Origin of the sequence: Halogeometricum limi, from assembly GCF_900115785.1 — an archaeon.
GTDB classification, from domain to species: domain Archaea; phylum Halobacteriota; class Halobacteria; order Halobacteriales; family Haloferacaceae; genus Halogeometricum; species Halogeometricum limi.
The window spans coordinates 325,671-349,882 of record NZ_FOYS01000003.1; the positions used below are offsets into that span (position 1 = coordinate 325,671).

At 66.5% G+C, this 24,212-nt stretch carries 26 protein-coding genes; 13 read left to right on the forward strand and 13 right to left on the reverse strand.

The window, feature by feature from the left end; all coding sequences use genetic code 11:
- Positions 1 to 67 precede the first annotated feature (67 nt).
- Positions 68 to 1,063 (reverse strand): phosphoribosyltransferase family protein, encoded by a 996-nt coding sequence (locus BM282_RS10425; protein WP_089880408.1) that lies wholly within the window; start codon positions 1,061 to 1,063, stop codon positions 68 to 70.
- Between the two features lie 297 nt (positions 1,064 to 1,360).
- On the opposite strand from BM282_RS10425, the gene BM282_RS18945 reads away from it, so the two are divergent.
- The 3 genes from BM282_RS18945 to BM282_RS10435 all read left to right on the forward strand — a co-directional run bounded on the left by BM282_RS18945 (position 1,361) and on the right by BM282_RS10435 (position 2,954).
- Entirely contained in the window at positions 1,361 to 1,489 is a 129-nt protein-coding gene (locus BM282_RS18945) for a hypothetical protein (protein WP_281244794.1), read from the forward strand.
- 121 nt (positions 1,490 to 1,610) lie between these two features.
- Positions 1,611 to 1,916 carry a stress response translation initiation inhibitor YciH gene (gene yciH / locus BM282_RS10430; protein ID WP_089881132.1) on the forward strand — a complete coding sequence of 102 codons (306 nt, stop codon included), beginning with the start codon at positions 1,611 to 1,613 and terminating at the stop codon, positions 1,914 to 1,916.
- Positions 1,917 to 2,015: 99 nt separating this feature from the next.
- Complete coding sequence (locus BM282_RS10435) at positions 2,016 to 2,954, forward strand: hypothetical protein (protein ID WP_089880419.1); 939 nt, start codon at positions 2,016 to 2,018, stop codon at positions 2,952 to 2,954.
- On the opposite strand, the gene BM282_RS10440 is transcribed toward BM282_RS10435, so the two are convergent.
- Together BM282_RS10440 and BM282_RS10445 are read right to left on the reverse strand one after the other, a co-directional pair.
- Complete coding sequence (locus BM282_RS10440) at positions 2,880 to 3,917, reverse strand: sodium:calcium antiporter (protein ID WP_089880422.1); 1,038 nt, start codon at positions 3,915 to 3,917, stop codon at positions 2,880 to 2,882. The genes BM282_RS10435 and BM282_RS10440 overlap by 75 nt on opposite strands.
- Before the next feature lie 6 nt (positions 3,918 to 3,923).
- Positions 3,924 to 5,150, reverse strand: a complete 1,227-nt coding sequence (locus BM282_RS10445) for a GNAT family N-acetyltransferase (protein WP_089880424.1) — start codon at positions 5,148 to 5,150, stop codon at positions 3,924 to 3,926.
- Between the two features lie 99 nt (positions 5,151 to 5,249).
- On the opposite strand from BM282_RS10445, the gene BM282_RS10450 reads away from it, so the two are divergent.
- From BM282_RS10450 to BM282_RS10470, 5 genes are all read left to right on the forward strand, one after another.
- A complete protein-coding gene (locus BM282_RS10450; protein WP_089880428.1) occupies positions 5,250 to 5,516 on the forward strand; it encodes a hypothetical protein in 267 nt (88 codons plus the stop codon).
- Between the two features lie 57 nt (positions 5,517 to 5,573).
- Positions 5,574 to 5,825, forward strand: coding sequence for a hypothetical protein (locus BM282_RS10455; RefSeq protein WP_089880430.1), 252 nt, complete (start codon positions 5,574 to 5,576; stop codon positions 5,823 to 5,825).
- 133 nt (positions 5,826 to 5,958) lie between these two features.
- Positions 5,959 to 6,492 carry a DUF5815 family protein gene (locus BM282_RS10460; protein ID WP_089880433.1) on the forward strand — a complete coding sequence of 178 codons (534 nt, stop codon included), beginning with the start codon at positions 5,959 to 5,961 and terminating at the stop codon, positions 6,490 to 6,492.
- 227 nt (positions 6,493 to 6,719) lie between these two features.
- The gene (carB, locus tag BM282_RS10465) at positions 6,720 to 9,956 is read left to right on the forward strand and encodes a carbamoyl-phosphate synthase large subunit (RefSeq protein ID WP_089880436.1); all 3,237 of its coding nucleotides are present in this window, start codon (positions 6,720 to 6,722) and stop codon (positions 9,954 to 9,956) included.
- A 228-nt stretch (positions 9,957 to 10,184) separates the two neighbouring features.
- Entirely contained in the window at positions 10,185 to 10,955 is a 771-nt protein-coding gene (locus tag BM282_RS10470) for an SDR family oxidoreductase (RefSeq protein WP_089880440.1), read from the forward strand.
- A 29-nt stretch (positions 10,956 to 10,984) separates the two neighbouring features.
- Here the strand turns inward: BM282_RS10470 and BM282_RS10475 are convergent, their stop codons facing one another.
- Positions 10,985 to 11,809, reverse strand: coding sequence for an NAD(+)/NADH kinase (locus BM282_RS10475; RefSeq protein ID WP_089880443.1), 825 nt, complete (start codon positions 11,807 to 11,809; stop codon positions 10,985 to 10,987).
- Positions 11,810 to 11,999: 190 nt separating this feature from the next.
- On the opposite strand from BM282_RS10475, the gene BM282_RS10480 reads away from it, so the two are divergent.
- On the forward strand, positions 12,000 to 13,208 hold the full coding sequence (locus BM282_RS10480) for a KaiC domain-containing protein (protein WP_089880446.1): 1,209 nt from the start codon (positions 12,000 to 12,002) through the stop codon (positions 13,206 to 13,208).
- A gap of 157 nt (positions 13,209 to 13,365) precedes the next feature.
- Here the strand turns inward: BM282_RS10480 and BM282_RS10485 are convergent, their stop codons facing one another.
- The 4 genes from BM282_RS10485 to BM282_RS10500 all read right to left on the reverse strand — a co-directional run bounded on the left by BM282_RS10485 (position 13,366) and on the right by BM282_RS10500 (position 17,309).
- The gene (locus BM282_RS10485; protein WP_089880448.1) at positions 13,366 to 13,971 is read right to left on the reverse strand and encodes a hypothetical protein; all 606 of its coding nucleotides are present in this window, start codon (positions 13,969 to 13,971) and stop codon (positions 13,366 to 13,368) included.
- A 104-nt stretch (positions 13,972 to 14,075) separates the two neighbouring features.
- On the reverse strand, positions 14,076 to 14,768 hold the full coding sequence (locus tag BM282_RS10490; protein WP_089880452.1) for a nitroreductase family protein: 693 nt from the start codon (positions 14,766 to 14,768) through the stop codon (positions 14,076 to 14,078).
- 156 nt (positions 14,769 to 14,924) lie between these two features.
- Positions 14,925 to 15,344 carry a universal stress protein gene (locus BM282_RS10495; protein WP_089880455.1) on the reverse strand — a complete coding sequence of 140 codons (420 nt, stop codon included), beginning with the start codon at positions 15,342 to 15,344 and terminating at the stop codon, positions 14,925 to 14,927.
- A gap of 69 nt (positions 15,345 to 15,413) precedes the next feature.
- Entirely contained in the window at positions 15,414 to 17,309 is a 1,896-nt protein-coding gene (locus BM282_RS10500; protein ID WP_089880458.1) for an ATP-binding protein, read from the reverse strand.
- Between the two features lie 107 nt (positions 17,310 to 17,416).
- On the opposite strand from BM282_RS10500, the gene BM282_RS10505 reads away from it, so the two are divergent.
- Together BM282_RS10505 and BM282_RS10510 are read left to right on the forward strand one after the other, a co-directional pair.
- Positions 17,417 to 18,310 (forward strand): DMT family transporter, encoded by an 894-nt coding sequence (locus tag BM282_RS10505; protein ID WP_089880462.1) that lies wholly within the window; start codon positions 17,417 to 17,419, stop codon positions 18,308 to 18,310.
- Positions 18,311 to 18,406: 96 nt separating this feature from the next.
- A complete protein-coding gene (locus BM282_RS10510; RefSeq protein ID WP_089880465.1) occupies positions 18,407 to 18,748 on the forward strand; it encodes a DUF7113 family protein in 342 nt (113 codons plus the stop codon).
- A gap of 11 nt (positions 18,749 to 18,759) precedes the next feature.
- Here the strand turns inward: BM282_RS10510 and BM282_RS10515 are convergent, their stop codons facing one another.
- Positions 18,760 to 20,016, reverse strand: coding sequence for a DNA double-strand break repair nuclease NurA (locus BM282_RS10515; RefSeq protein WP_089880468.1), 1,257 nt, complete (start codon positions 20,014 to 20,016; stop codon positions 18,760 to 18,762).
- 112 nt (positions 20,017 to 20,128) lie between these two features.
- On the opposite strand from BM282_RS10515, the gene BM282_RS10520 reads away from it, so the two are divergent.
- Positions 20,129 to 20,788: an HAD family hydrolase gene (locus tag BM282_RS10520; protein ID WP_089880472.1), complete on the forward strand. Its 660-nt coding sequence runs from the start codon at positions 20,129 to 20,131 to the stop codon at positions 20,786 to 20,788.
- A 77-nt stretch (positions 20,789 to 20,865) separates the two neighbouring features.
- Here the strand turns inward: BM282_RS10520 and BM282_RS18755 are convergent, their stop codons facing one another.
- From BM282_RS18755 to BM282_RS10535, 3 genes are all read right to left on the reverse strand, one after another.
- Positions 20,866 to 21,294, reverse strand: a complete 429-nt coding sequence (locus BM282_RS18755; RefSeq protein ID WP_139229709.1) for a hypothetical protein — start codon at positions 21,292 to 21,294, stop codon at positions 20,866 to 20,868.
- Between the two features lie 87 nt (positions 21,295 to 21,381).
- The gene (locus BM282_RS10530) at positions 21,382 to 21,753 is read right to left on the reverse strand and encodes a hypothetical protein (protein ID WP_089880478.1); all 372 of its coding nucleotides are present in this window, start codon (positions 21,751 to 21,753) and stop codon (positions 21,382 to 21,384) included.
- A 41-nt stretch (positions 21,754 to 21,794) separates the two neighbouring features.
- Positions 21,795 to 22,241: a DUF2240 family protein gene (locus BM282_RS10535; RefSeq protein ID WP_089880481.1), complete on the reverse strand. Its 447-nt coding sequence runs from the start codon at positions 22,239 to 22,241 to the stop codon at positions 21,795 to 21,797.
- 151 nt (positions 22,242 to 22,392) lie between these two features.
- Here BM282_RS10535 and BM282_RS10540 point away from each other — a divergent pair, with 151 nt between their 5' ends.
- On the forward strand, positions 22,393 to 22,770 hold the full coding sequence (locus BM282_RS10540; RefSeq protein ID WP_089880483.1) for a 30S ribosomal protein S8e: 378 nt from the start codon (positions 22,393 to 22,395) through the stop codon (positions 22,768 to 22,770).
- A 114-nt stretch (positions 22,771 to 22,884) separates the two neighbouring features.
- Here the strand turns inward: BM282_RS10540 and BM282_RS10545 are convergent, their stop codons facing one another.
- On the reverse strand, positions 22,885 to 23,886 hold the full coding sequence (locus BM282_RS10545) for a phosphate signaling complex PhoU family protein (RefSeq protein ID WP_089880486.1): 1,002 nt from the start codon (positions 23,884 to 23,886) through the stop codon (positions 22,885 to 22,887).
- Positions 23,887 to 24,212 lie beyond the last annotated feature (326 nt).

Genomic DNA, 24,212 nt, shown 5'->3' on the forward strand with positions numbered 1-24,212 from the left:
AAAGGAGTGAACCAGAGAGGGTAGCCAAAAGAGAGCAGTTCGGAGGTCCCGAGACGCCGCCGCGACGCTACTTTCGGAACCGGCTCTGGGTGAGTCGACTGACGAGGTAGTACCCCTCGCTCACCGCGTACCGCGCCGCCTTCGTGGAGAACCCGATGGGGTTGTCGGAGAGTCGCGTCAGGTACTCGGTTCCCTTGTCGTACGCCCGGTCGATGTGTCCGGGGCTGAGCATCTCGTTGGCCTCGTAGCAGTGGACGGGCTTCTTCGAGCGCTCGCATATCTCGGCCGCCTGCGACATCGAACTCTCGATGAACAGGTCCGCGCCGGTCTGCTTGTACACCTCCGCTTTGTACTCCGCGTGGTCGCCCTGTTGCTGACGCGCCGCCTTCGAGGGCACGTCCATCATGACGAGGTTCTCGTACTCGATGCCGTGTTCGTCCAGCCACGCTTCGGTCTCGTCGCGGTACTTCTCGAGTCGGCACGTGACCAGCCACCCGATCTTCTCGCTCGGGACGACGCGGGGTTCGACCGTCTGCAGGAACTCCCGGTAGCGCGGACCGTCGTCGTTCTCTTCGCGCGTCGGGTCGCGGCAGAGGACGCCGTCGATGTCGACGCAGAAGTACTTGAGCATCGGGTGATGCATCATGTTCCACTCGAACACGCGCGGTTTGCTCACGACGTCGACCCAGTGGTCGACGTGCTGGTGTCCCTTCGAGGAGATGTATATCGCCCCGAACTCTAAGTCGAAGTCGAAGTCCTCTTGCGCGAGTCTCGCCTTCGTCTCTTTCATCTGTCTGCCCGTGTCGACCGAGTCGTCGACGACCAGCACCGTCTCCAGATTGTCGAACGAGACCTCGCCGTCGTAGCGGTGGCCCGTCTGGAGGACGCGCCCCTCGCACAGTCCGTCCACGTCGGTCATCGGCACGTCGAGGTTCAAACAGAGGAGGTTCGCGGCGAGAAGACCGCTTCGAGGAATACCAACCACCAGATCGATTCGATCCGGAAGCTCACGAGCTAGTTGGCGTGCATCTCTGTTCAGCTCGGATACACTTCTGTAGTTCACTATATCACATTCACACGGATGTGCACTATTACTCTACCTACGATAACACGAGTTAAGACGAACAAAACTCCAGAATTATGGACTCTCTTCCGTGGAACAATGACTTCGCTTGACGTTCCTTCGGCGTGTTAATTCCCGCACATCGTTCCTGTCCGCCCGACCTCGACACGTCGTCTATCTCCGCGACGGCGTCTGATTCTCCCCGCGCGCCGCCCGTCTCGACGGCTTCGCACGGGACAATTTACTCGATTCCGTCTCACAGTACTATTAAATCCTCGACCATCGTACTCGGTGTCGATGCCCGAAATAACCGTCTCTGACAGCCTGTACCGCCAACTCGTCTCCGTTTCGGAGGACGGAGACCTCGACAAGACGATGTGGCGAATGGTGGCGCACTACGGGCGCGGCAACCATCCGGGCGACTGAGTCGGCTTTTTCGGGCCGTCCCGTCCTCCGTACCGTCCGACTGGACAGTGACCTCGGTCGGTCGCCCACGGCCCGCACACGCGGGGCGAACGGGTATATCCTCTCGGCGTCTACAGTGGTCGTGGCCAAGAAGGACGACCTCTCGTCGATAGCCGGTCTCCCGGACGAACTCGGTATCGACCAGGACCTCGCGAAGTCCCAGCAACGACTCAGCATCCACGTCGACACCCGCCGGTACGGGAAGGCCGTCACCGTCGTGTCGGGGTTCGACCGCACGGGGAGCGAACTTCGCGACGTGGCATCCCAGTTGAAGCGGAAACTCGCCTGCGGCGGAACGGTCGAAGACGACGCCGTCGAGTTACAGGGAGACCACACGAACCGCGTCGGAGACGTACTGCGCGAGATGGGATACGAGATTCGGACCTGACCACGTCGGCCCGCGAGACGTGCCGTCCGCCGACCGGTACGCCCCGCGACCCGAACACGACAGCGAAACGACTATTCTTCTCGACGTGACATCTCGACTGTGGTCTCCGATTCGATTCCCTTCACCGACCGACTCGCCGACGGGTGGCGACGCTCCGCCGACGCGGTCTGGTTGGCGTTCGTCCCCGTCCTCACCGCACTGTTCTCCGTCGACAAACTCGCCAGCGTGGCCGAGATGGACGGCTTCCACGTCGGTGTCAACTTCCTCGGGTTCCCCTCGCCCGCGGAGAACGTCTGGCAGTTCGTCAGCACCCCGCAGTCGGGTGTCGTCGTCGACCTCACGTCCTCGCTGAGCGTCCTCTTCGTCTCGTTCGTCGTGACGACGCCGCTTCTCGGTGGCTACCTCGGAAGCGTTCGCAGACTCCTCGACGACGGGGAGACGGACCTGCGTTTCGTCGACGACGCCCTCGCGTATCTCGCCCCGATGGCGGTCTGGGTGGGCGTGCCGACGGCCGCCACCGGCGCACTCGCCGTCACCACCGGCGGATTCCGGACGGTCCCGGGGTCCGGTGGCCTCCTTCCGCTCGTTCTCCTCCTCTTCGTCGCGTACGTCGTTCTGGGTTACCTGTTCTACGCCGCCCCGTTCCTCGTCGCCCTCCGCGAGACGGGCCTCGTCGACGCCCTCCGCGCGAGTTACGGACTCGCGGTCGACGGCGGCCCCTACGCCGCCTACACGCTCGGTTACGTCCTGTTCGTCGTGGTGGTCTCCCCGTTCGCGACGCTCCTCGTGGTCAACCTCGGCGTCCTCGGACTCGCTCTGGGCGTCCCGCTCGGTGCTCGACTCGGCCTCGCCGCCACGACGGCGACGATGCGGTTTCTCGCCGACGTCGACGACCGGTCGCCGACGCTCCGGTCGTGGTCCAACGACCGAGACGACGGCAACCGAGACGACGGAGACCGTCCGCTATCCGACGAACGACGTGAAGCCGACGCTCTCGGCGACCAACCAACAGAGGAAGCCGGCGTAGAGGGCGATTAGGAGGTACGCTTCGTTCCGCGTGAGGCGCATCTCCGTCCGCAGGACGGCGAAGAACGCGACGGACGCGACGACGAGAAAGCCCATCATCGGGACGACGGTGCCGAGCGAGATAGTCGCCTGCCCGGCCGCGAGGATGCCCGCGGGAAGGACGACCAACAGCGCGAAGATGTTGCTCCCGAGGACGTTCGCGAGGCTCACGTCGGCGTTGCCGCGGCGTGCGGCGACGACGCTCACGAACGTGTCGGGGAGGCTCGTCCCCGCGGCGACGACGGTGAGACCCCAGAGAAACGTCGAGGTACCGAAGGCGTCGCCGAACCCGACGGCGGCGCGGACGAGCAACTCCGCGGAGACGACGATGACGGCGAGCGAGACGACGAGGCGTATCCACTCGCGTTCGACGTTCACCGTCGCGGGGTCGACGCCGAACGGCGACTCGAAGCGGTAGTCGAGCGTGTCGTGGTACTGGATGAAGATGTACAGTCCGTACAGGAGAAGCGGTGCGACGGCGAGTCCGGCCGTCACCGTCCCGGAGAGCGCGTCGCCGTCGGGCGCGCCGTCGTAGACGACGGCCAACGTGAAGGTCAGAAAGATTACGGCGATGGAGAGCAGGTAGAACTGCGCCTCTTTGAACACGATGTCGCGGTTCGACGCCAGCGAACCGCCGCCGGCGAGCGCCGAGATGGCGGGGATGACGAGGATGTTGAACACCGCCGACCCGACGACGGCACCGACGCCGATGTCGAACGCGCCGTACCGCACCGCGGCGATGACGGTACTCGACAGTTCGGGAAAACTCGACCCGACGGCGGCGACGACGGCCCCCTGCACGACGGCCGGGAGGCCGTAGTACGCGCCGAGACTGTCCGCCGCCTCCACCAATAGCTCGCCACCGCGAAACGCGAGTGCCGCACCGACGACGGCCGCGACGAGGTAGAGCGTCAGTGTGAACGCCGTCGCGCTCATCGGCGCTCAGAACCCCTCCCTGAGGAACGTCCGTTCCCGGGGGAACAGACCGTCGAGCGTCGACCGAACCGGCGCGTCCGAGACGGTCAGGTTCCCGACGCGTTCCAGCGCCGCCGCGTCGCGCGCGCCGACGGCCAACTGCGACAACGCGCCGACGTCGAGTTCCGCGTCGGGCGTCTCGCTCTCGACGCGGTTCACGCGCGCTCCCGCCGCGTCCACGCGGAGTTCGAACGTGCCGTCGTTCCACGCGCACCGGTCGTCGTCGACGGCGAGGACGACGCTGTCCCGTCGCTCGTACGAGAGCGACGAGAGGGCCGCCTCCACGTCGACGATGCGGACCATCGGTCCGGGCTTCACCTCCAGCGTCGCCGCGCGCGGGTCGGGTAACTCGTCGATGGGTCGGGCCCACTCGGGGAGCGAGGTGAAGGTGACGTTCGCCACCTGCGAGTCGTGGTCACGACAGAACCGAAGCAGGTGTGACCGGGCCTCCTCGTCGGCGTACGCGCACTCCCAGACGCGCATCTCTCGGTCGTCGCCGTCCTCGGAGACGGTGTAGACGAGGTAGCCGCAGAGCGTCTCCTCGTCGTCGAACCAGCCGTAGACGTACGGGTCCTTCTTCCACCCGCGGAAGACGCGTTCGCGCCACCAGCCGTCGGTCCTGCGGACGGCCAGTTCCTCCGTCGCCCACGCCTCGTGCACTGCGCGAATCGCCGCCAGGTCCTCGTCCGCGTCGAGCGTTCGAAAGAACCCGGCGGGGTCGGGGACGACGTCGGCGAGTTCCTCGGGCGGGAGCGTCGCCGTCGCGTAGTTACTGCCGGTGGCCCAGCCGAATCGACGGTAGAATCCGTACTCGAACGGCCAGAGCGCGGAGAACGCCGCTCCCTCCGCGCGGTACCGTTCGAGGAGTGCGTCCAGCATCCCGCCGACCGTTCCCCGTCGCCGGTGCTCCGGCGGGGACGCGACGGCGGAGACGCCGGGCATCGCGTGCCAGTCGCCGCGGACGCGAGCCGTGAAGTCGTAGCTCCCGCAGACGGTCACGATGTCGTCCGGCGAGAGGGTCTCTGTCGGCGCGTCGGCGTCGGCGTCGGTGTCGTAGTAGCCGAACGCGGTGAACAGGTCGGGCCAGTCTCTGTCTCTGTCGTCCCAGTCGGGCCCCTCGGCCGGTCGGAAGGCGTAGTCGACCATCGCGCGGAAGGCGTCGCGATGGTCCTCGGGGAGCGTCCGGAGGTGCATACCTCTCCGTCTCCGTCTCGGGACAAAAACCTCCTCCCGCCGGACGGCGCCGACGCGCGAACCGTGCGATTCAGGGTCGTGTGGTCCCGAGTGTGCGCTATGAGTCACGACGAGACGGGGACGGGCGACGACGGGGACGGCAGTCTGTTCACGCTCACGCGCGACAAACTGCTCCTGTTGGTCGTCCTCTTCGTGGGCGTCGCCGGAACCGGACTCCTGCGGCGGTTCCTCGGCGAACTCGGCTACAACGGAATCGGGCGTCTCGTGTTCATCCTCGGCTACGGCGGGATGGTGTTCATCATCTGGTACGGCTGGGTCCGGCCCATCGATATCTCCGGTCCCGACGGCCGCGACGGACGCGAGTGATTCTCCCGAGGAGAACGGAACTTTAATACTCGATTCGCGCCGATTCTCGCGGTAAGGATGCTCCCCTTACAGATCATCGACAGCTTCCTGCTCAACTACAACGTCGGGCAGGTGCTGTTGCTCGTCTTCATCTTGGCGACGGTGGGTTCGCTCCCACTGAAGTCCGCGAAGATAATCGCGCTCAACACCATGGCGTTCGGCGTCATCTTCATCTTGACGCCGCAGTCTCTCGTCCCCACGCACTACCTCTTCCTCGGTATCGCACTCCTCGTCGTCGGTCCGCTTCTGTGGACCACGTCGCGGAACTGACCCGACCGTCGCTCGCGCCCGCATCCTTTCTGCTCCCGTTGGACGGCCCCCGCACAGCGTCGCCGAAGCGTCCGCCGACGGGCGGACGACCGAGAACGCGACGTTTAACCCACCACGACGACAACGACCGGCCATGGCACAACCGCGCGTCCCGGGCGGCCGTGGTGAGGAACTCGACCTCCCGTGCGGGGAGACGAAACGGGTCCGAAGCCTCGACCTCGGTCTCCGCGAGTTCGACTGTCCCTGCGGCGAGGCGCACGCCGTCGTCATGGACGTGCACCCGCCGGAGCGGTTCTTACCCGAGTTCCTCGTCGCCGTCCTCCGCGAGGCGATAGAGACGACGAGCGAGGACATGCCCGAGTTCGGCACGCCGCACCTGATGGGCATCGTCTTAGAGGAGTTCCCGAAGCGCGTCGTCTCCGCGGACGTGAGCGACGACGGCGAAATCGGGACGGGAATCGTCTGGGTGACCGACTTCGACTCGCGCAGACTCCACGAGATAATCGTCGAACTCGTCGTCGAACTGATGGAACACGCCGTCTCGCACGCCGAGGACGACTCGGCCGTCTCGCAGTTCGAGACGCAGATGCTCGACTTCGACGTGAGCGAGTTCGTCGAACAGTACCGCGCGGAACGCGACCTGTCCGAAGACGACGTGTACGCGTAGGTCGCTTCGCTCCGTTCTCCGTTCGTTCCGCGATTCGTAGCCGTTGTCCGCGGACAGGCGTCTCTCGGTCGTGACTCACGGCTTCCACCCACCGCCAGCGACGGCGCTCGACGCCCGAGACCCGTAGATTCGACACACTCCCGCCCCACCTACGATATTCGAAACTGTGTTTCGTATCTCGTAGCCTTTCGCCGGGCTTATTACGATGTGCTGATTTTCTACCCACGATGACCGACGAGGACACCTCGACTGGCTCTCCCCAAGAGGGCGAGAACAGGACCATTCTGCTCATCGGAAGCGGGCCCATACAGATCGGACAGGCGGCAGAGTTCGACTACTCCGGCGCGCAGGCGTGCCGAGCACTACAGGAAGAAGGGGCACGAGTCGTCCTCGTCAACTCGAATCCGGCGACGATAATGACCGACCCCGAGATGGCCGACAAAGTCTACATCGAACCCATCACGACCGAGGCCATCTCCGAAGTAATCGCCACGGAGAACCCCGACGGCGTCATCGCCGGACTCGGGGGTCAGACCGGACTGAACGTCACCGCCGAACTCGCCGAAGAGGGCGTGTTAGACGAGTACGACGTGGACATCATGGGGACGCCCTTAGACACCATCTACGCGACGGAGGACCGCGACCTGTTCCGTCAGCGCATGGAGGACATCGGCCAACCGGTTCCGCGTTCGACCACTATCTCCTTAGAGGAAGACGAGGCGGTGTCGGGAATCACGGAGGACGATTTGGCCGAACGCGTCGAGGCGTCCGTCGACGCCGTCGGCGGCCTCCCCGTCATCTCCCGGACGACGTACACGCTCGGCGGGTCCGGGTCGGGCGTCGTCCACGAGATGGAGGAACTGAAAGAACGCGTGCGCAAGGGCCTCCGCCTCTCGCGCAACAGCGAAGTGCTCATCACCGAGTCCATCGCGGGCTGGGTCGAACTGGAGTACGAGGTGATGCGCGACGCCGACGACTCCTGTATCATCATCTGCAACATGGAGAACATCGACCCGATGGGCATCCACACCGGCGAGTCGATGGTCGTCACGCCGTCGCAGGTGATTCCCGACGAGGGCCACCAGGAGATGCGCGACGCGGCACTCGAAGTCATCCGTGACCTCGGGATTCAGGGCGGGTGTAACATCCAGTTCGCGTGGCACGACGACGGCACCCCCGGCGGCGAGTACCGCGTCGTCGAGGTGAACCCGCGCGTCTCGCGTTCGTCCGCGCTGGCCTCGAAGGCGACGGGCTACCCCATCGCCCGCGTGACGGCGAAGGTCGCACTCGGCAAGCGCCTCCACGAGATTGAGAACGAGATTACGGGCGAGACCACCGCCGCCTTCGAACCCGCCATCGACTACGTGGTGACGAAGATTCCGCGGTGGCCCAAGGACAAGTTCGACGACGTGGACTTCGAACTCTCGACGGCGATGAAGTCCACCGGCGAGGCGATGGCCATCGGACGGACGTTCGAGGAGTCGATGCTGAAGTGCCTCCGCTCGACGGAGTACGAACCGGCCGCCGACTGGGCGGACGTCGGCGACGACGAACTCGAATCGGCGTTCCTCGAATCGCCGACGCCGGACCGTCCGTACGCCATCTTCGAGGCGTTCGACCGCGGCTACTCCGTCGAAGACGTGGTGGAGATGACCGGCATGAAGACGTGGTACGTCGAACGCTTCAAGCGCATCACCGACTCCGTCGCCGCCGCGCAGGAGGGCGACTTCACCGCCGCCGCCACCGCGGGGCACACGAACGCCGAGATAGCCACCGCGACGGGGTCGGACGTCGGCACCGTCGAGACGCAGGTGCCCGGCCGCACGTACAAACAGGTCGACACCTGCGCCGGCGAGTTCGCCGCGCAGACGCCGTACTACTACTCCTCGCGCAAGCCGGAGTTCTTCACCGGTCCGTACGAGGGCGACGCCGCGGCGGGCGAACTCCGCGTCGACCGCGACGTCGAGAGCGTCGTCGTCGTCGGCGGCGGTCCCATCCGCATCGGGCAGGGCGTGGAGTTCGACTACTGTTCGGTCCACGCCGTCCGCGCCCTCCGCGAGATGGGCATCGACGCGCACGTCGTCAACAACAACCCCGAGACGGTGTCGACGGACTACGACACCTCCGACGGCCTGTTCTTCGAGCCAATCACGGCCGAGGAAGTCGCCGACGTGATAGAGGCCGTCGACGCCGACGGCGTGATGGTCCAGTTCGGCGGTCAGACCTCCGTCAACATCGGCGAGAAACTGGAGGACGAACTCGTCCGTCGCGGCGTCGACTGCGAGATTCTCGGAACGACGGTGGAGGCGATGGACCTCGCGGAAGACCGCGACCGGTTCAACCGCCTGATGGACGAGTTGGAGATTCTCCAGCCCGAAGGTGGCTCCGCGACGAGTGAGGAAGAGGCGCTCGAACTCGCGAGCGACATCGGCTACCCCGTCCTCGTCCGCCCGTCGTACGTCCTCGGCGGCCGCGCGATGGACGTCGTTCACTCCGACGAGGAACTGAAGACGTACATCGAGGAAGCCGTCCGCGTCTCGCCGGACAAGCCCATCCTCGTGGACGAGTTCCTCGCCGACGCCGTCGAACTCGACGTGGACGCCGTCAGCGACGGCCGCCGCACGCTCATCGGCGGCGTGATGGAACACGTCGAGAGCGCGGGCGTCCACTCCGGCGACTCCGCCTGCATGATTCCGCCGCGGTCGCTCGACGCCGAGACGATGGCGCGCGTCCGCGAGGTGACCGAAGACATCGCCGACGCCCTCGACACCGTCGGCTTGCTCAACGTCCAACTCGCGGTCAAGGACGGCGACGTGTACGTCCTCGAAGCGAATCCGCGCTCCTCGCGCACGGTGCCGTTCGTCTCGAAGGCGACGGGCGTCCCCATCGCCAAACTCGCCGCACAGGTGATGGCGGGCGAGACGCTGGCGACGATGGGCGTCGACGAGCAGATTCCCGAACACGTCTCCGTGAAGGAAGTCGTCCTCCCGTTCGACCGTCTCCCGGGGTCGGACCCGCGTCTCGGCCCGGAGATGAAGTCGACGGGCGAGGTGATGGGAACGGCAACCTCGTTCGCGAAAGCGTACGACAAGGCCCAAGACGCGACGAACAAGTCCGTCCCCGCCGCGGGGACGGCCATCGTCGACCTCACCGCAGAGGAGTTCCCGGACGCCGACACCGACGAGGGTGAGGCCCTCCGCGAGGGCTTCGCCGACTACTTCGACCTCGTCTCGTTCGACGACGCGGAGGCGCGCCACGACGCCATCCGCGCGGGCGAGATAGACCTCGTGGTGTCGCGTGACCGCGACACCCTCGAACTGTGCGTCGAAGAGGAGATTACGTACTTCTCCACGCACGCCTCCGCGTCTGCGGCCCTCGAAGCCCTCGGCGCGAAGGACGACCCACTCGACGTCCTCGCCGTCTCCGAACGACCGAAACGGACGGCCGACTGGGGCGCCGAGTAACCGCCGTCGGCGGTGACCGGCGGGACGTCTCCCCCGTTCGCCACCCGCGCCGACGCGTTCTTGTCTCCGTGCGACGTAGTACCAGACGGAGGAAACGCCGTCCACGAGGTTGGTGACCTGGTCACCGTTCTGTATCGCCGTGGGCGGACGCCCTCACTCGGATTCTCGCGGCCGCAAATTTCGTCGTCCGAACGAACCGTTATGTGTGTTCGGGAGCCACGGTACCGCATGACGTTCACGAGCGGGCGCGTGTTGGTCGCCGGTGCGACCGGCGGCACCGGACGACGCGTCCTCGACGTACTCCGCCGGACCGACGCCGAGGTGGTCGTCCGCGCGATGACCCGTTCGACCGACGACGAGCGTCGACTCCGGGACGGCGGGGCCGACGAAGTCGTCGTCGCGGACGCGATGGACAGAGACGCCGTCTCGACGGCGCTCGAAGGCGTCGACGCCGTCGTCTGCACCCTCGGCTCTTCGCCCGGACTCGACGTACTCACGTCCGACCGCGTCGACGGTACCGGCGTCCAGAACGTCGTCGACGCCGCCCGCGCGGCCGACGTCGACCAGTTCGTCCTCGTCTCCTCTATCGGCGTCGGCGACTCGGGACCCGGGATGTCGCTCGGTCTCCGCCTGCTACTCCTCGGCCTCGGTATCCTCTCGGCGAAGCGACGCGCGGAGGACCACCTCCGCGAGTCGGGACTCTCGTACACGATTCTTCGGCCGGGCGGGCTGACGAACGCCGACCCGACGGGCGACGTCGTGGTCGGAGAGGGCGGCGACACCGTCTCGGGGAGCGTCCCGCGCGCCGACGTGGCCGGCCTCTGCGTCGCCGCGTTGTTCACGCCCGAGGCGGCGAACCGCACGTTCGAAGTCGTCGCCAGACGCGGCCTCCGAGGGCCGCCCGAGGGCGTCGTCGAACTCGACTGGCGGACCACCCCGCGGTCCGCGGCGGCCGACCCGACCGGCGACGCCGCAGAGGAGAGCGAGTCGGCGGACTGAGTCAGGGAGACCGGCGACCGAGGCCGAAGTCAGTCCAGTTTACCGAGCGCCTCGAAGAAGTCGGGTGCCGGTCCGGCGAGGCGGACGGGTTCGTCGGTCTGCGCTATCGTCACTTCTGCCGGCGGCGTGACGTACCGACGACGACGGCCGTCGCTGACGACGACGGCCTCTTCGGCGTCGGTCAGCGTGATGCTCACCTCCGCGTCCGGAGCGACGACCAGCGGCGGCATCCCGCTGTCGGGTGCCATCTCGTTGACGACGAGGCCGTCGACGCTCGGGTGGACGAGCGGACCGCGTTCGCTCAGGTTGTACGCCGTGCTCCCCGTCGGTGTCGCGACGAGGACGCCGTCGGCGTGGCCGCCGGTGTACAGCGACCCGTCGACGCGGACTTCGAGGCCGACGCCGCCGCCGTGCCCGCGTCTCGGCCCCTGGACGACGACTTCGTTCATCGCCGGTCGCTCGGTCCATCCGTCGCCGCGGGCGGCGATACGCGGGACTTCGCGGACGGCCAGCGACTCGCCGTCGTCGAAGCGTCTCACCTCGGCCATCACGGCTTCGACGGCCCCGTCCGGGCCGACGGCGTTCAGGAAGCCGACTTCGCCGAGGTTGACCCCGAGGATGGGCGTCCCGTTCGCGCCGCGTGCGGCGAACAGGAAGGTGCCGTCGCCGCCGATGCTCACCACGAGGTCGGCCGTCCCGAACGTCTCGACCGGGTGGCCCGCGACGCCGAGCGTCTCCGCCGTCTCCGCGTCGACCCGAACCTCGACACCCTCCCTGACGAGTCGCTCGCGGAGGTCGTCGGTCAGGTACGCGGCCCGACTGTTCCCCCGTTGTGCGACGATGGCCACCTGCATGCTCGTCTCCGGGGTTGGCCCCCACCCGGCAAAAGCCCACCGTCACCCGGTCCGACCCGTCAGCACGATCCGTGTTCAGACGGGCAACATTCATCAAGTTTGACTCCTACGTGTACACGACTGCGATGGAATCGACCGCTTGGGGGGGTCGTCGGACCGAACCCGACGATACGGAGGGGAGAGAGGGACCGTGAGCGACGACGACTGGTTCGAGCGTGCGTTCGCGGACGACACCGACGGAGCGACGGCGTCGGAGACCGAGGATGGGGCGACCGACGAGAACTCGGCGGCCGACAGGCGGTCGGAGACCGACGCGGGCGGCGACGACGGGGCCGGACCGCCCGGTGACGCTGACGCCTCGGTCGTAGACGACGCCTCGTCCTCGTCCGCAGACGCCGTCTCGGAGTCGGGGGGCTTCGAGAACGCGTTCGACTTCGACACGGACGGGTCCGAGGAGTCGCTCGGCTTCGACGCCGCCGAGAGCGCCTCCGACCCGTTCGGCGGGGTTCGCGGTGAGGCGGCCGGACAGTCTCGAAGCGGCCAGTCGCCGAACGGTCAGTCTGACCAGTACGACCCGTTCCCCGACGACTTCGCCGCCGCGATGAAAGACGCTCCGGCGTTCGGTGCCGGTGGAACGATGGAAGGCCCGGAACCCGCCGGCCCGAGCGCAGAAACCTTCGGCGACGAGGAGTTCGACTCCGACATCGACCGTCTCGACATCGGTATCGAAGGGTTAGACGAGATGATTCTCGGCGGCGTTCCCGAACGTTCGCTCATGGTCGCCATCGGGTCGGCCGGGACGGGGAAGACGACGTTCGGTCTGCAGTTCCTCAACGAAGCGCTACAGAACGGCGAGAAGGCCGTCTACATCACCTTAGAGGAGAGTCGCCAGCGCATCTTCGACACCGCCGAAGAGAAGGGATGGGCGTTCGAGTCGTACGCCGACGAGGACCGCCTCGTCGTCATCGACTTAGACCCCGTCGAGATGGCGAACAGCCTCTCGAACATCCAGAACGACCTCCCGCGTCTCGTCGCCGACTTCGACGCCGAACGCCTCGTCTTGGACTCCGTCTCGCTGTTGGAGATGATGTACGACCACCCCGCGGAACGCCGGAGTCAGGTGTTCGACTTCGCTCGCTCGTTGAAGGAGGCCGGTGTGACGACGCTTCTCACCTCCGAAGCCAAAGAGGGCAACGCCTACTCCTCGCGACACGGACTGGTCGAGTACCTCGCCGACGCCGTGTTCGTCCTGCAGTACGTCCGCCCGAGCGACTTCCGCGAGACGCGACTCGCCATCGAGATTCAGAAGATACGCGACGCGAGTCACTCTCGCGAGACGAAGCCGTACGAACTCACGAACGGCGGTATCAGCGTCTATCGGCAGGCGAACATCTTCTAGAACCTCCAGCTTTTTGCGGACTCGGGGGCGCTCCGCGACCCGCTCGTTGCAAAAAGCTGTCTCACCGAGCATCGCGAGGTGAGGCTCGATGGGCGCGAAGCGCCCATCGGTGCACCAAAAAGTGTCGTGACTCGCTTCGCTCGTCGCCAGCGTCGAACTACGTCCGAGACGCCCCGGAGTCTAGGAGAGCGGTGAATCGGACCAGAAAGAGGAGGACCATCGAAAGACCGAGAACGGGATACTCGACCGCGACCACAGCCCACTTCGCCGACTGCGTGGCGTTCATCAGGCCGATGAGAACGGTGGGATAGCCATCGGGGTCGGTGTATATCAGGATGACCCAGAGGTTTTCCAGCGAATCGAGAAGCCGCGAACAGACGGTCAGCACCATCCCGACTTTCGGAACCAACACCAGTCGCTCGTCGGGCGACAGTCGCTTCATCGCGAGCGAGTGAAGCGAGAAGAAGAGGAAGAACCCGGCGACGATGAAGAGGTAATCGAGCGCGGAGAGGAGGACGACGGACTCCATAACCGGCTCGAAGGCTCGTAAGATGGTGTCCACCTCGCTTCGGGTCGTCGCCTCCTGTAGGTCTGCGGTGGAGTAGCCGGACGTCTCGATGTCTCTCGTGACCGGGACGAATCCGAAGACGATGGTGCCGACGAAGACACAGAACGAGACGAGAGCGACGACGCCGTGCGCTCTGGGAGACATCGAATCCGCGTACGCTTCGACCGGCCGGAAGACGCTCCGTTCTCTTCGCATGGTTGCAACTGGTTCTGCACGCTGTTGGGCGGCCGCTACCATAAAGCGGTGAGCTGTCGCCGGCGGAGTCGCGAAGCGACCCCGAGTCCGAAGAAAGCTGGGAGTTAGTCGTCCGAGGGAGCCGCTTCGGCGACGTCCTCGGGCAGTTCCGTCGACTCGACGGGGTCGAACTCGTCGTAGTGGACGATTTCGTCGACGGGACGGCGGAACTTCCCTTCGTTCTGCATCTCGGGGGCGTCCTCCGCGGCGTAGCCCATCGTGACGAGCATCACGGGTTCGTACTGGTCGCCGTCGATGTCGAACGCGTCCACGACGCCCTCGGGGTCGAACCCACCCATCGGACAGGTGGCGACGCCCTCCTCCCACGCGGCGTCCATGAGCGTCGTCGCGGCGATGGTCGTCGACCGAACCGTCCAGACGCGACGCTCCTGTTCGGGCAAGTCGGCCATGCCCTCGATGTTGCCCATGACGGCTTCGCGGGCGTCCTCGTTCGGCAGGTAGCCCTTCGCCACCCAGTCGTCGAGGACGGCCTCGGCGTGCGCCGAGGGGTCCTTGTTGCCGAGGACGACGACGGCGACGGGCGCGTCCGTGACGTGCGCTTGGTCGTACGCCACCTCGCGGAGTTGCTGGCGCTTCTCGTCGTCGGTGAGGACGAGGAACTCCCACGGTTGGAGGTTGTAACTGGACGGCGACTGCCGGACGTTCTCGAATATCGATTCGACGACTTCGTTCGAGAGGTCTTCGTCGGTGTACTGGTGGACCGACCGTCGAGACGCGACGACTTCGGAGTACTCCATCACCGACGACTACGCGGGTGAGAGAGAAAGGGTCGGGCGACACCGGCGGGGCCCGCCGGGAGTCCGGTCGTGTTCTCACGCCTCGTTGGTGACGCGCCACCCGGTTACGTCGACGACACCGACGCGCGGACGCCATCGTCGGCACCGACCTCTCGCTCAGTGGACGATAGTCACCGGCACGGGCGACCGCCTGACGACGGCTTCGGCGACGCTTCCGAGGAGGATGCGCGAGATGCCCTCGCGGCCGTGACTCCCGACGACGAGGTGGTCTACGTCGCCCTCGCCCGCCACGTCGAGGATGGTCGCCGCCGGTCTGCCCACCTCGATGCGCGTGTGGACGGTCATCTCCGACGAGAGGACGGCCTTCGCCTCCTCGAACATCTCGCGTGCACGCTCGCGGGCGGTCTGATACCACTCCTCGGACCCCGCGGGCAGTCCGCTCCGGTAACTCGCCTCCGTCGGGTCGATGACGTGGAGGAGGGTGACGTCCGCGTCGCGCCACTCGCCGGCGGCGAACCGGAGCGCTTCGACCGACTGCGGCGACCCGTCGACCGGAAGAAGGAGGTGATGTACCATAGCAGGTAGTATGTCACACACTCACAAAAAGAGTCGCGCCGTTCGCCCGCCGTCGCCGACTTCCCGTCGTCACTCGCCGTGTCTCGTCACGCACGTCGGGAGGCCGACGAGTTCGACGGGTTCGGAGTTGTCGGGCGAGTAGACGACCATCTGTCCCTTCTCCATGTACGGCACCTTGTGTTCGAGGTTCGACGGGATGTTCACGCTCTTGATGGCGTCGTCGTCGCCGAGGTTGAGCACGAGTTTCGTGTTCACCTGTTTGAACACGGGTTCGGCGATATCCTGGGGGTCCTGCGTGATGAGGAACAGACCGAGTCGCTCCTTTCGACCCTGTTTCGCCGCCTCGGTGAACTTCGAGACGACCTTTCTCGCCTGCACGTTGTCGGCGTCGGTGAGGAAGTTGTGCGCTTCGTCCATCCCGAGGACGAGCGGAGTCTCCTTGATTCGCCGGGAGTCGGGCGTGTTCGACAGTTTGTCGTCGATGAGCAGGCTCGACACCGCGAGGACGAACATCTCTTTCGCGCGCGTCGTCGACAGGTGGTAGGTGGGGATGACGGTCAGGCCGCCGGGGCGGACGAGTTCGTGGTCCAGTTCCGTGATGGGGCGCGCGGACTGGTCGAACACGCCGCTCGGAACGCCGCGGACGCGACGCTTGACGGCGTCGTACGTCGCCTCGTGGACGCGTCCGGCCTCGTGGAGTTCCTCTTTCAGCGCCGGGTCGTCCAGGAACGTCAGGAACTCGCGGTACTCGCCGTCGTCGCCGTACTGCCGGAAGAAGCGACGCAGGAGTTCTTTGAGGGCGGGGAACTGGTTCTCGTTGAGGCTACTGCCCGCGACCAACCACGGTCGGTCCCGCGCCATCGAGAACGGGATGGTGAACTCCAGTTGCTCGGCGCGGTGGTTGTCGCCCCCGTAGGGGACGCCGTCCTCCTTCGGGACGAGACAGAGCGTGTCGTCGTGGCCGCCGTGGGCGACGCCTTCGCGTTCGTACCGCCGGGACACCGAGTCGGTCATCCCGGGGTTGTCGTCGTGCATCTGGGCGTACTCGTCCTGCGGGTCGAACTGTACGACGGCCATCCGGGCGTCGCGGCCGTCGTCCATCCGGTACGTTCGGTCGCCGTCCAGCAGTTGCCGAAGCAGGTTCTTCGAGGCGTGCGTCTTCCCGGACCCCGTCCCCCCGGCGACGAGTGTGTGCCGGAAGACGAGTGGGTCGCCGTCGGCGTAGTCGTCTTTCAGGCGGTAGTCGATGGTGGGCGGTTCCGCCGCCGTCCGGACCTTCTCGCCGCCGACGGAGAGATGCCCGAGGAAGACGCCGTCGCCCGGAATCTTCAGTCCCGTCTTTATCTGTTCGGGGTCGGTCGCTTCGGCGACGACGGACCCGGGTTTCGGCACCCGGTCGACCATCCGGCGCTTCAGTTCGCCGCCCTGTTCGAAGAGGACGGCGACGGGGTCGAGCGCGGCGACGAACTTGTAGTCGCGCTCTTCGAAGCCCTGCCGTCGCATCGCCCGCCGGGCGTGAATCTCCGTCGCGTCGTCGGTCTGGAACTCCTGGGCGTACTCCAGGGCGGTGATACGGCAGAACAGGAGTTCGTCGTCCGGGTAGGGGACGAGGAGGTACTTCCCGAGGCGCACGTCGTCTCGGTTGCCGGTGGTGACGAACGCGCGGAGTGTGGTGTCGTCGCCGTCTTCGGCCACGCGAAGGCCCTGCGAGACGGAGACGGCCCCGAGGCCGCGGTCGTCGCCCGCGGGCGACACGTCGAGCGTCTCGAATGACACCTCGTCGCGGCCCGTCGAACCGTTTGCGTCGGAGTCGCCGGCGCGTCCGGTGGAAGACGCACCGTCGGTCGGCTGTGCTGTCGCGTCCGCGCGCGTCTCCTCGGTCGCTGACGCGTCGGTCGGACGCGAGGAGGGGTCGCCGTCGGACTCCACCTCGAAGTCGTCGGTGAAGTCACCGAGGTCGGACATGTTCTCCGACAGGGCGGCGCGTGACTAAAAAGACCACCTTCGGCCGGCCGGGGCTTCCAAAAGCGTTAGAACCGCCTCGGTCGAAGCGGAGACGATGCGTGACGACCATGCGTGAGGAAACCGTCGGCGCACTCCTCGTCGCCGGGTCCGCCGTCGGATTCGGCACGCTCGCGATATTCGGCAAACTCGCGGAGTCCGCGGGGTTGGGCCGGCCCTCCCTCCTGTTCTTTCGCTTCCTGGTCGGCGGCGTCCTCGTCTGGGCGTTCCTCGCGGTTCGCGGCGACGTGCGGGTGCTCTCGGGGCGGTCGGCGTGGTCCGCCGCCGGTCTCGGGACGATGTACGCGGTGTTGACTATCGCCTATTTCGCCGGTCTCGCACACCTCACGGCCGGGTTGGCGGCCGTCGTCTTCTTCACCTACCCGGTGTACGTGTTGCTGCTCTCGGCGACGTTCCTCGACGAACCGCTCACGCCGCGTCTCGTCGTCTCGCTGGCTCTCGCGCTCTCGGGACTCGGTCTCGTCCTCGGCGGCGACACCGCCGGTGCGACCCCACTCGGCGTCGTCCTCCTCGTCGCCGCGGCGGTGGGCTACGCGGTGTACATCGTCGGCGGCCGCGTTCTGACGGCCGACACGCAGGGGAGCGTCCTCACGGCCCACGTGCTGACCGTGGTGACGGCGCTTCTCGGCGTCCGCTGGGTCGCACTCGGCGCACCGCTTCCCGCCGGTCCGACGCAGTGGGGTGTCGTCCTCGGCATCGGCTTTCTCGGGACGGGCGTCCCACTCGTCCTCCTGTACGAGGGTCTCGGCTCGCTGCAGGCCAACCGGGCGAGCGTCCTCGGCACCGCCGAACCCGTCACGACCGTCGCACTCGGCGTGTTGCTCCTCGGAGAACCGCTGACGGCCGAGACGGCCGCCGGCGGCGGTCTCGTCCTCGTCGGCGTCCTCCTCTCGCAGGTCGACGACCCGTGGGGGACGGTCAGGCGGTCCATCCAGCGCGGATGACGCGGCCCGTCGCGACGTCGCTGCCGGAACGCGTCACCGCGTCCACCCGAGACGCCTCCGCGCGTCTTTTCACGTTCCGGACCGTACCGCTACGATATGCTTTTAGTTCGCGGTCACGGCGGGGGCACGACGCTCACCGGCACGGTGTTCGAACGGGGTGAGGAGGCACCCACGTACAAGGGAGCACCCGACGAAGGCGCGCCGTACGTCTGGGTCTGCGACGAGTTCTACGAGGTCGAGAGCGGCGGGTCGGAGACGGAGATAGACGGCCGGACCATCAACGTCGCGTTCGACTCGCCGATGCCCCGCGGGTTCGACACGCGCGAACAGGCGGTCGCGGCGGCGAAAGAGCACGTCCGGACGCAGTTCGCCCGCGTCGGCGTCGCCGCCGAGGACGTGCGAATCGAAGTCGTGAAGTCCGAACCCGGCGCGACCTGAGACCGTTCTCTCTACTCTTCTGGGGCCCACCGCACGTCGTCGTACTGGCGGACCGCGTCCGAATCGAGGTTCTCTTCGAGCTTTCGTCTGAGTGCTATCTTCTCGCGCGCGCTGATTCGGGCCAACTCGTCGGCCTTCTCCACGGCTTCCGGCGGCCCGCGCGTCGCCGCGACGCTACTGAGTATCTGCGTCGTGAGACGACGGCGGACGTCGTCGTCGCGGACGAACGCCGTCGGCGACTCGACGCGGTACAACACGTCCGTTCGGGGGTCGTAGAGGACGAAGAACGCGACTTCGTACTGCTCGTCGTCGAGTTCGCGTTCGACGCCGTAGGCGTCGCCGTCCGTCGAGAACGCGCGGTCGGACCCGCCGCGGGAGACGAACCAGTTGGTGAACGTCAGTTCGGACGTGTCTCGGCCTTCGGTCCCCCGATTTCCGACGGCGCGGCGTTCGAGCAGTCGGGTGAAGAAGGCGGTGTCGTCGGTCCACGGCGCGTCCATCCCCCTGTCGCGGACGGCGTTCACGAGGTGTTTCGACGCGGGATTTTTCACGAACCCGCAGAGCGGGACGTCGCGTTCGACGAACGACTCGACCAGTCGCACGTAGTTGCCGACGATGTCCTTCGGTTTCGCCTCGCGCGAGAGTTCGCTGAGTTCGCTGTCGCGGTTGCGCCAGTTCAGGAGTTCCTTCGGATACACCGGCCCGTCGAGGACGAGGAGGTCATCCACCGCCTCGGCGTGTTCCAGCGCGTGCGTGCTCTCGGAGAGGTACAGCGAGAGGGCGTGGACGACGCCCTCCGCGTAGCGACTCACGCGCGGGGCGTGGATGATTCGCCACCGGCAGTAGCCCTCGTCGCGCCTGCGCCACGGTTCGTCCAGTTTGAGCGTCGTATCGTTCGCGTGCGTCGTCGCGACGATGCTCCGGTGGCGATGCAGGTCCAAGTCCGAGGGCACCGACGCCATCGCCGCCTGCGCCACGTCGAGGACGATGCCGTTCTTGAACGTCGTCGGGTTGATGGTGCCGGAGTCGAGGCCGTGAACCGTCTCGAACGGTCGCTCGACGAGAGCCACGTCGTCGATGTCGACCGACCGGAGTCGTCTCTCGCCGAGGGGTTCGAGGACGACGTCGCCGCCCGGACCGTACAACGGGTCGAGATACTGTTCCCAGACGGTCCGCGCGAGGTCGACGTGTTCGTCGTCGTCGACGTGTTTCGCGAGGTAGGTGGCGAGGTCCGCGATTCCGTCCACGTGGACGGGGTCGAGCGTCATGAGGCATCCGTGGACGTGCGAACGCAAAAACCCCGCCGACATCGAGACTGTGACGAGACACGTCGTTACAGGAACGGGAACGGTCTTGAGGCTCGGCCCCGTAGCCCCGAGCGTGACTATCCGGGCGGTCGGCTTCGACCTCGACTACACACTCGCGGTACCGACGCGTGACCGAGCGACGATACTGCAGGACGCCGCGACGGCCGCCGGTGCGCCGCCGCTCTCCAGAGAGGCGTATCTCGACGCGCACCAGCGCAACCTCACGCGCGAGACGCGGACGCCCATCTTCGAGGACCTCCTCGACGCGCGGGACTCCGACGCCGACGCCGCCGCCGTGGCGACGGCGTACCGCGAGCACATCGCGGACGCACTCGTCCCACTGGCCGGCGCGGAGACGTTCCTCTCGGACCTCAGAGAGCGGTACCGCGTCGGTCTCCTCACGAACGGTCCGCGCGTCGCCCAGCGAGACAAACTCGACACGCTCGGCTGGCAGCACGTCTTCGACGTGGCGCTCGTGACGGGCGAACTCCCCGCGGGAAAGCCTGACGCGGCGGCGTTCGAGGCGCTCTTGGACGGACTCGGAACCGACGCCGGGGAGACGGCGTACGTCGGCGACGACGTGGACGCGGACATCGGCGGCGCGGCCAACGCCGGACTCGTCCCGATTCAGGTCGTGTTCGACGGCGGACCGGACCCCGACCCGCGCGCGGCCGAACACGTCGAACGGGACGACCTCTTCTCGCGACTCCCCGAGGTCCTCGACGACCTCTGAGACGGCTGTTTTCGTCGTCACTCGCCGCTCGACGGGGGTCGGGTGCGGCCGGAAAAAGACGAGACGGGATTCGAACGTTACGCACGGAACGCCTTCGAGACGCCGCGGCGAGCCACGCTGATGAGGAACAGCGCGAACACCGCCACGACGAGCCATCGGCCCGTCTGCGAACTGATCGCGTCCGCGAACAGTCCCAACAGGTCGAACCCGACGGCTTGTCCGAGGGCGAACAGGAACAGAACGAACCCAGCGATACCGATTCCCCAGCGCATCGCGGCGCTGGCGAAGAGCGCACCGAGCCCCGAACCGGGACCGGAACCGGACCGCGTGGTGTTCCCCTGCTGCCCGTCAGCGCGTTCGTTCGCGGCTGTCTGGGTCTGATTTCGGGGTTGCCCCTGGGACTGGCCCTGAGGCGGTTCGTTTCGTCCCTGCGGATTCTGGGCGTCAGTTGCCTGTGTCTCGCTCTGTGCGCGCCGTGAGTCCGCGTTTTCGCCTTTACGGGTCATCGTGATGACCCCAAGGGGGAATCGTCACCGACCCATTTGGTTAGGAGGTGCTTAGCCGGCCGTTACGATGCCCTTCGGCCGAGAGCGTCACTCGCTGGCGACGACGCGAAGCGCGGGTAAGAGCCACTTCACCTGCGCGCCGTCTTCGACGAAGACGAGCGTTCGCGGCGGGCGGACGGCCTTCGGGCGGACGCGCAGTCCCTCGCTCTCGGCCGCCTCGGCGACGGCGTCCATCCGGGCGACGAACTCGACGCGCGCGCGGTCCGGGTGGACGAACACGTCGGCGACGCGTTCGCCGTCGCGTTCGATGGCGAAGGCGAACGCGCCGTCTTCCGTCGGTTCGACGTCTCGGTCGGCGTCGACCACCGAGAGCGACGCGAACGCGCGTTCGTGGCCCGTCACCTCGCTGGCGAGGAGTTGGGCGATGCGCTTTCCGTCCGTGAGTCGGTCCTCGACCATACGCCCCGTTCGCCGCGTTCCGGTTTAGCCGGCGTGGTTCGTCACCGGCCGAGTTCGTCTCTGGCCGTCCGGGCGGCGTCGCCGACGTCGACGCCGCGTCGTCGCGCGTACAGGGCGGCGGCCGCCTCGACGCTCACGCCGAGTCGCCGTTGCAGGTCGTTCACGCCCGCGACGGCGGACTGCTTGTCGTGGCCGGCGGCGACGAGTGCGTCCAGCATCCGCTCGAAGGAGGACTGCTCGCGGAGGATAGACTGGTCGGGTTCGTAGTCCTCGGGAACCGAGACGGCCGCCGGGTCGAACGCGGCGACGACGTGGTCGTCCTCGCGCGAGAGCAACCCGCGGCCGGTGGCCACGTCGATGAGTCGCTTCGCTTGGTCCGGCGAGAACCAATCGCGGTCCAACGAGAGTGCGACGACAAACTCGCCCTCGCCCATGCGGTCGGTCCCGCGTTGCTTGAACGGTACCGCCACCGCGACGTCGAGGCTCATGTCTCCGTGTCGGGCGGGCGCGGCACAAGGAGTTCCCGGTTTCGGTCCTCGCGCGCGGGGGTCTCCACGCGACGGGAGTGTGAGTCCGGAACACGCACACCTCGCGGGCCGATTCGAGCGATTGAAGTACTTTCCGGGATTTCCAACCCGTATGAAGGACCAAGGACGCTCGAAGCGAAAGCGTACCGGCGGGCGACTTCGACCCTCGCACAAGAAGAAGCGACACCAACTCGGCCGTCAACCGACCGAGACCACCGTCGCAGAGCCTCGATTCCGCGTCGTCGACTCCCGCGGGAACCAGAAGAAGGTCCGCGCGCTCTCGACCAACGTCGCACAGGTCGCAGACGGCGGCGAGGTCAGCGAAGCCGAGATAGAGAACGTCGTGGACAACCCCTCGAACGTCAACTACATCCGCCGAAACATCATCACGAAGGGCGCTATCATCGAGACCAGCGCCGGCACGGCCCGCGTCACGTCGCGTCCCGGTCAGGACGGACAGGTCAACGCCGTCCTCGTCGACGACGAGTAATCTCTCCGGATTCTCTCGTTTCTCTCACGCGCCAGCGACGGCGCTCGGCGTCTGTTCTGGACAGTCGCCGGACGGTCGAGTTCGAGAAGAGCGGTGCGAAGCGAGCCGCTGTTTTCAGGGCGTCGGCGCGGCCTTCTGAAGCGCCGTCTCGGCGATGTTCCCGCCGTAGTCCGCGCTTCGGGAGACGGAGTCGACGATGAGGCCGAGCAGTTGCGCGCGTGCGGGGTCCAGTTCTCGCAGGAGTTCGTCTATCTTCCGGGCGCGTTCGTCTATCTCCTGGACGGCCTCGCGGGCGTCGTTCGCGAGTCGCGACGCCTCGTCGGGGTCGTCGGTGAACAACGCGTCCATCCCGTCGTCGACCACTTTCCGGGCTTCGACGTACAGTTCTTCGAGCGCCTCGGCGACTTCCTCGGAGACGGGTTCCTCGAAGTTGAGCGTCAGGTGGGCTATCTTCGTCGCGTGGTCCCCGATGCGCTCTAACTGCCGGGCGGCGGACTGGTAGTCGAAGCACACCTCGCGCGGCAGGCCGAGTTCTTCGGCGGCCTTCGGCGTCCGGAGCGTCGCGCGGAAGATACGCGAGACGACCATCCAGAGTCGGTCCACGTCGTCGTCGCGTTGGATGACGTCGCGGGCCATGTCGTCGTCCAGTTCCGCGATGGCGGCGATGGCGTCTTCGAGCATCGAGAGGGCGATGAGCCGCATCCGCGTGACGGCGTTGTGGATAGAGAGTTCCGAGGAGTCCAACAGGTCGCGGATGACGACTCTGTCGCGCGTCTCTTCGAGGACTTCCAGTCCGACGAGACTCTGCGTCGCCTCGCGGATGGTGCGCCGTTGTTCGGTCGTGATGCGCCCGCTCTCTAAGGCGATGATGTCGAACCCGCTGACGTACATCGTCATCACCGCGCGCGTGAGCTCGTCACCCTCCAGATTCGCGATGTCGAGGGTCCCCTCCGTGCGTTCGTCCCCGGTTCGGGGCGTCAGGAACAGCGAGTCGCCCTCGGGGTAGAACTCGACTTCGCTCCCCGCAGAGACGTCGTTCTCCGTCGCCCAGTCTTTGGGAATCGAGACGGTGTACGTCGACCCGCCAGTGACCTGCACCTTTCGCGTTTCGACCATACCGTTGTTCGGACAGTGGCCGACATAAATCTGCCCATGTCTATATACTCTGCAATTTCACTCCGGATTTTTGTGGGCCGAACGGCTGAGTCGCCCGCTTTCGACGGCTCTCGGCGACAAATTACACACGTCCGCTCGACGACTCTCTCGAACCTGTGAACGTGTGGTCGTCTCGTGCGGCCGTTCGCGAAGAAGTATATACTCATATATCTTCCTCTGGTGGACGTGCGACTCCGGCGCATTCGACGACCGGTTGACAGACTCTCGGGAGACCAGTGCGACCGTTCGAACCGCGACCGTCTCTCTCCTCAACCCCGAATACGTCA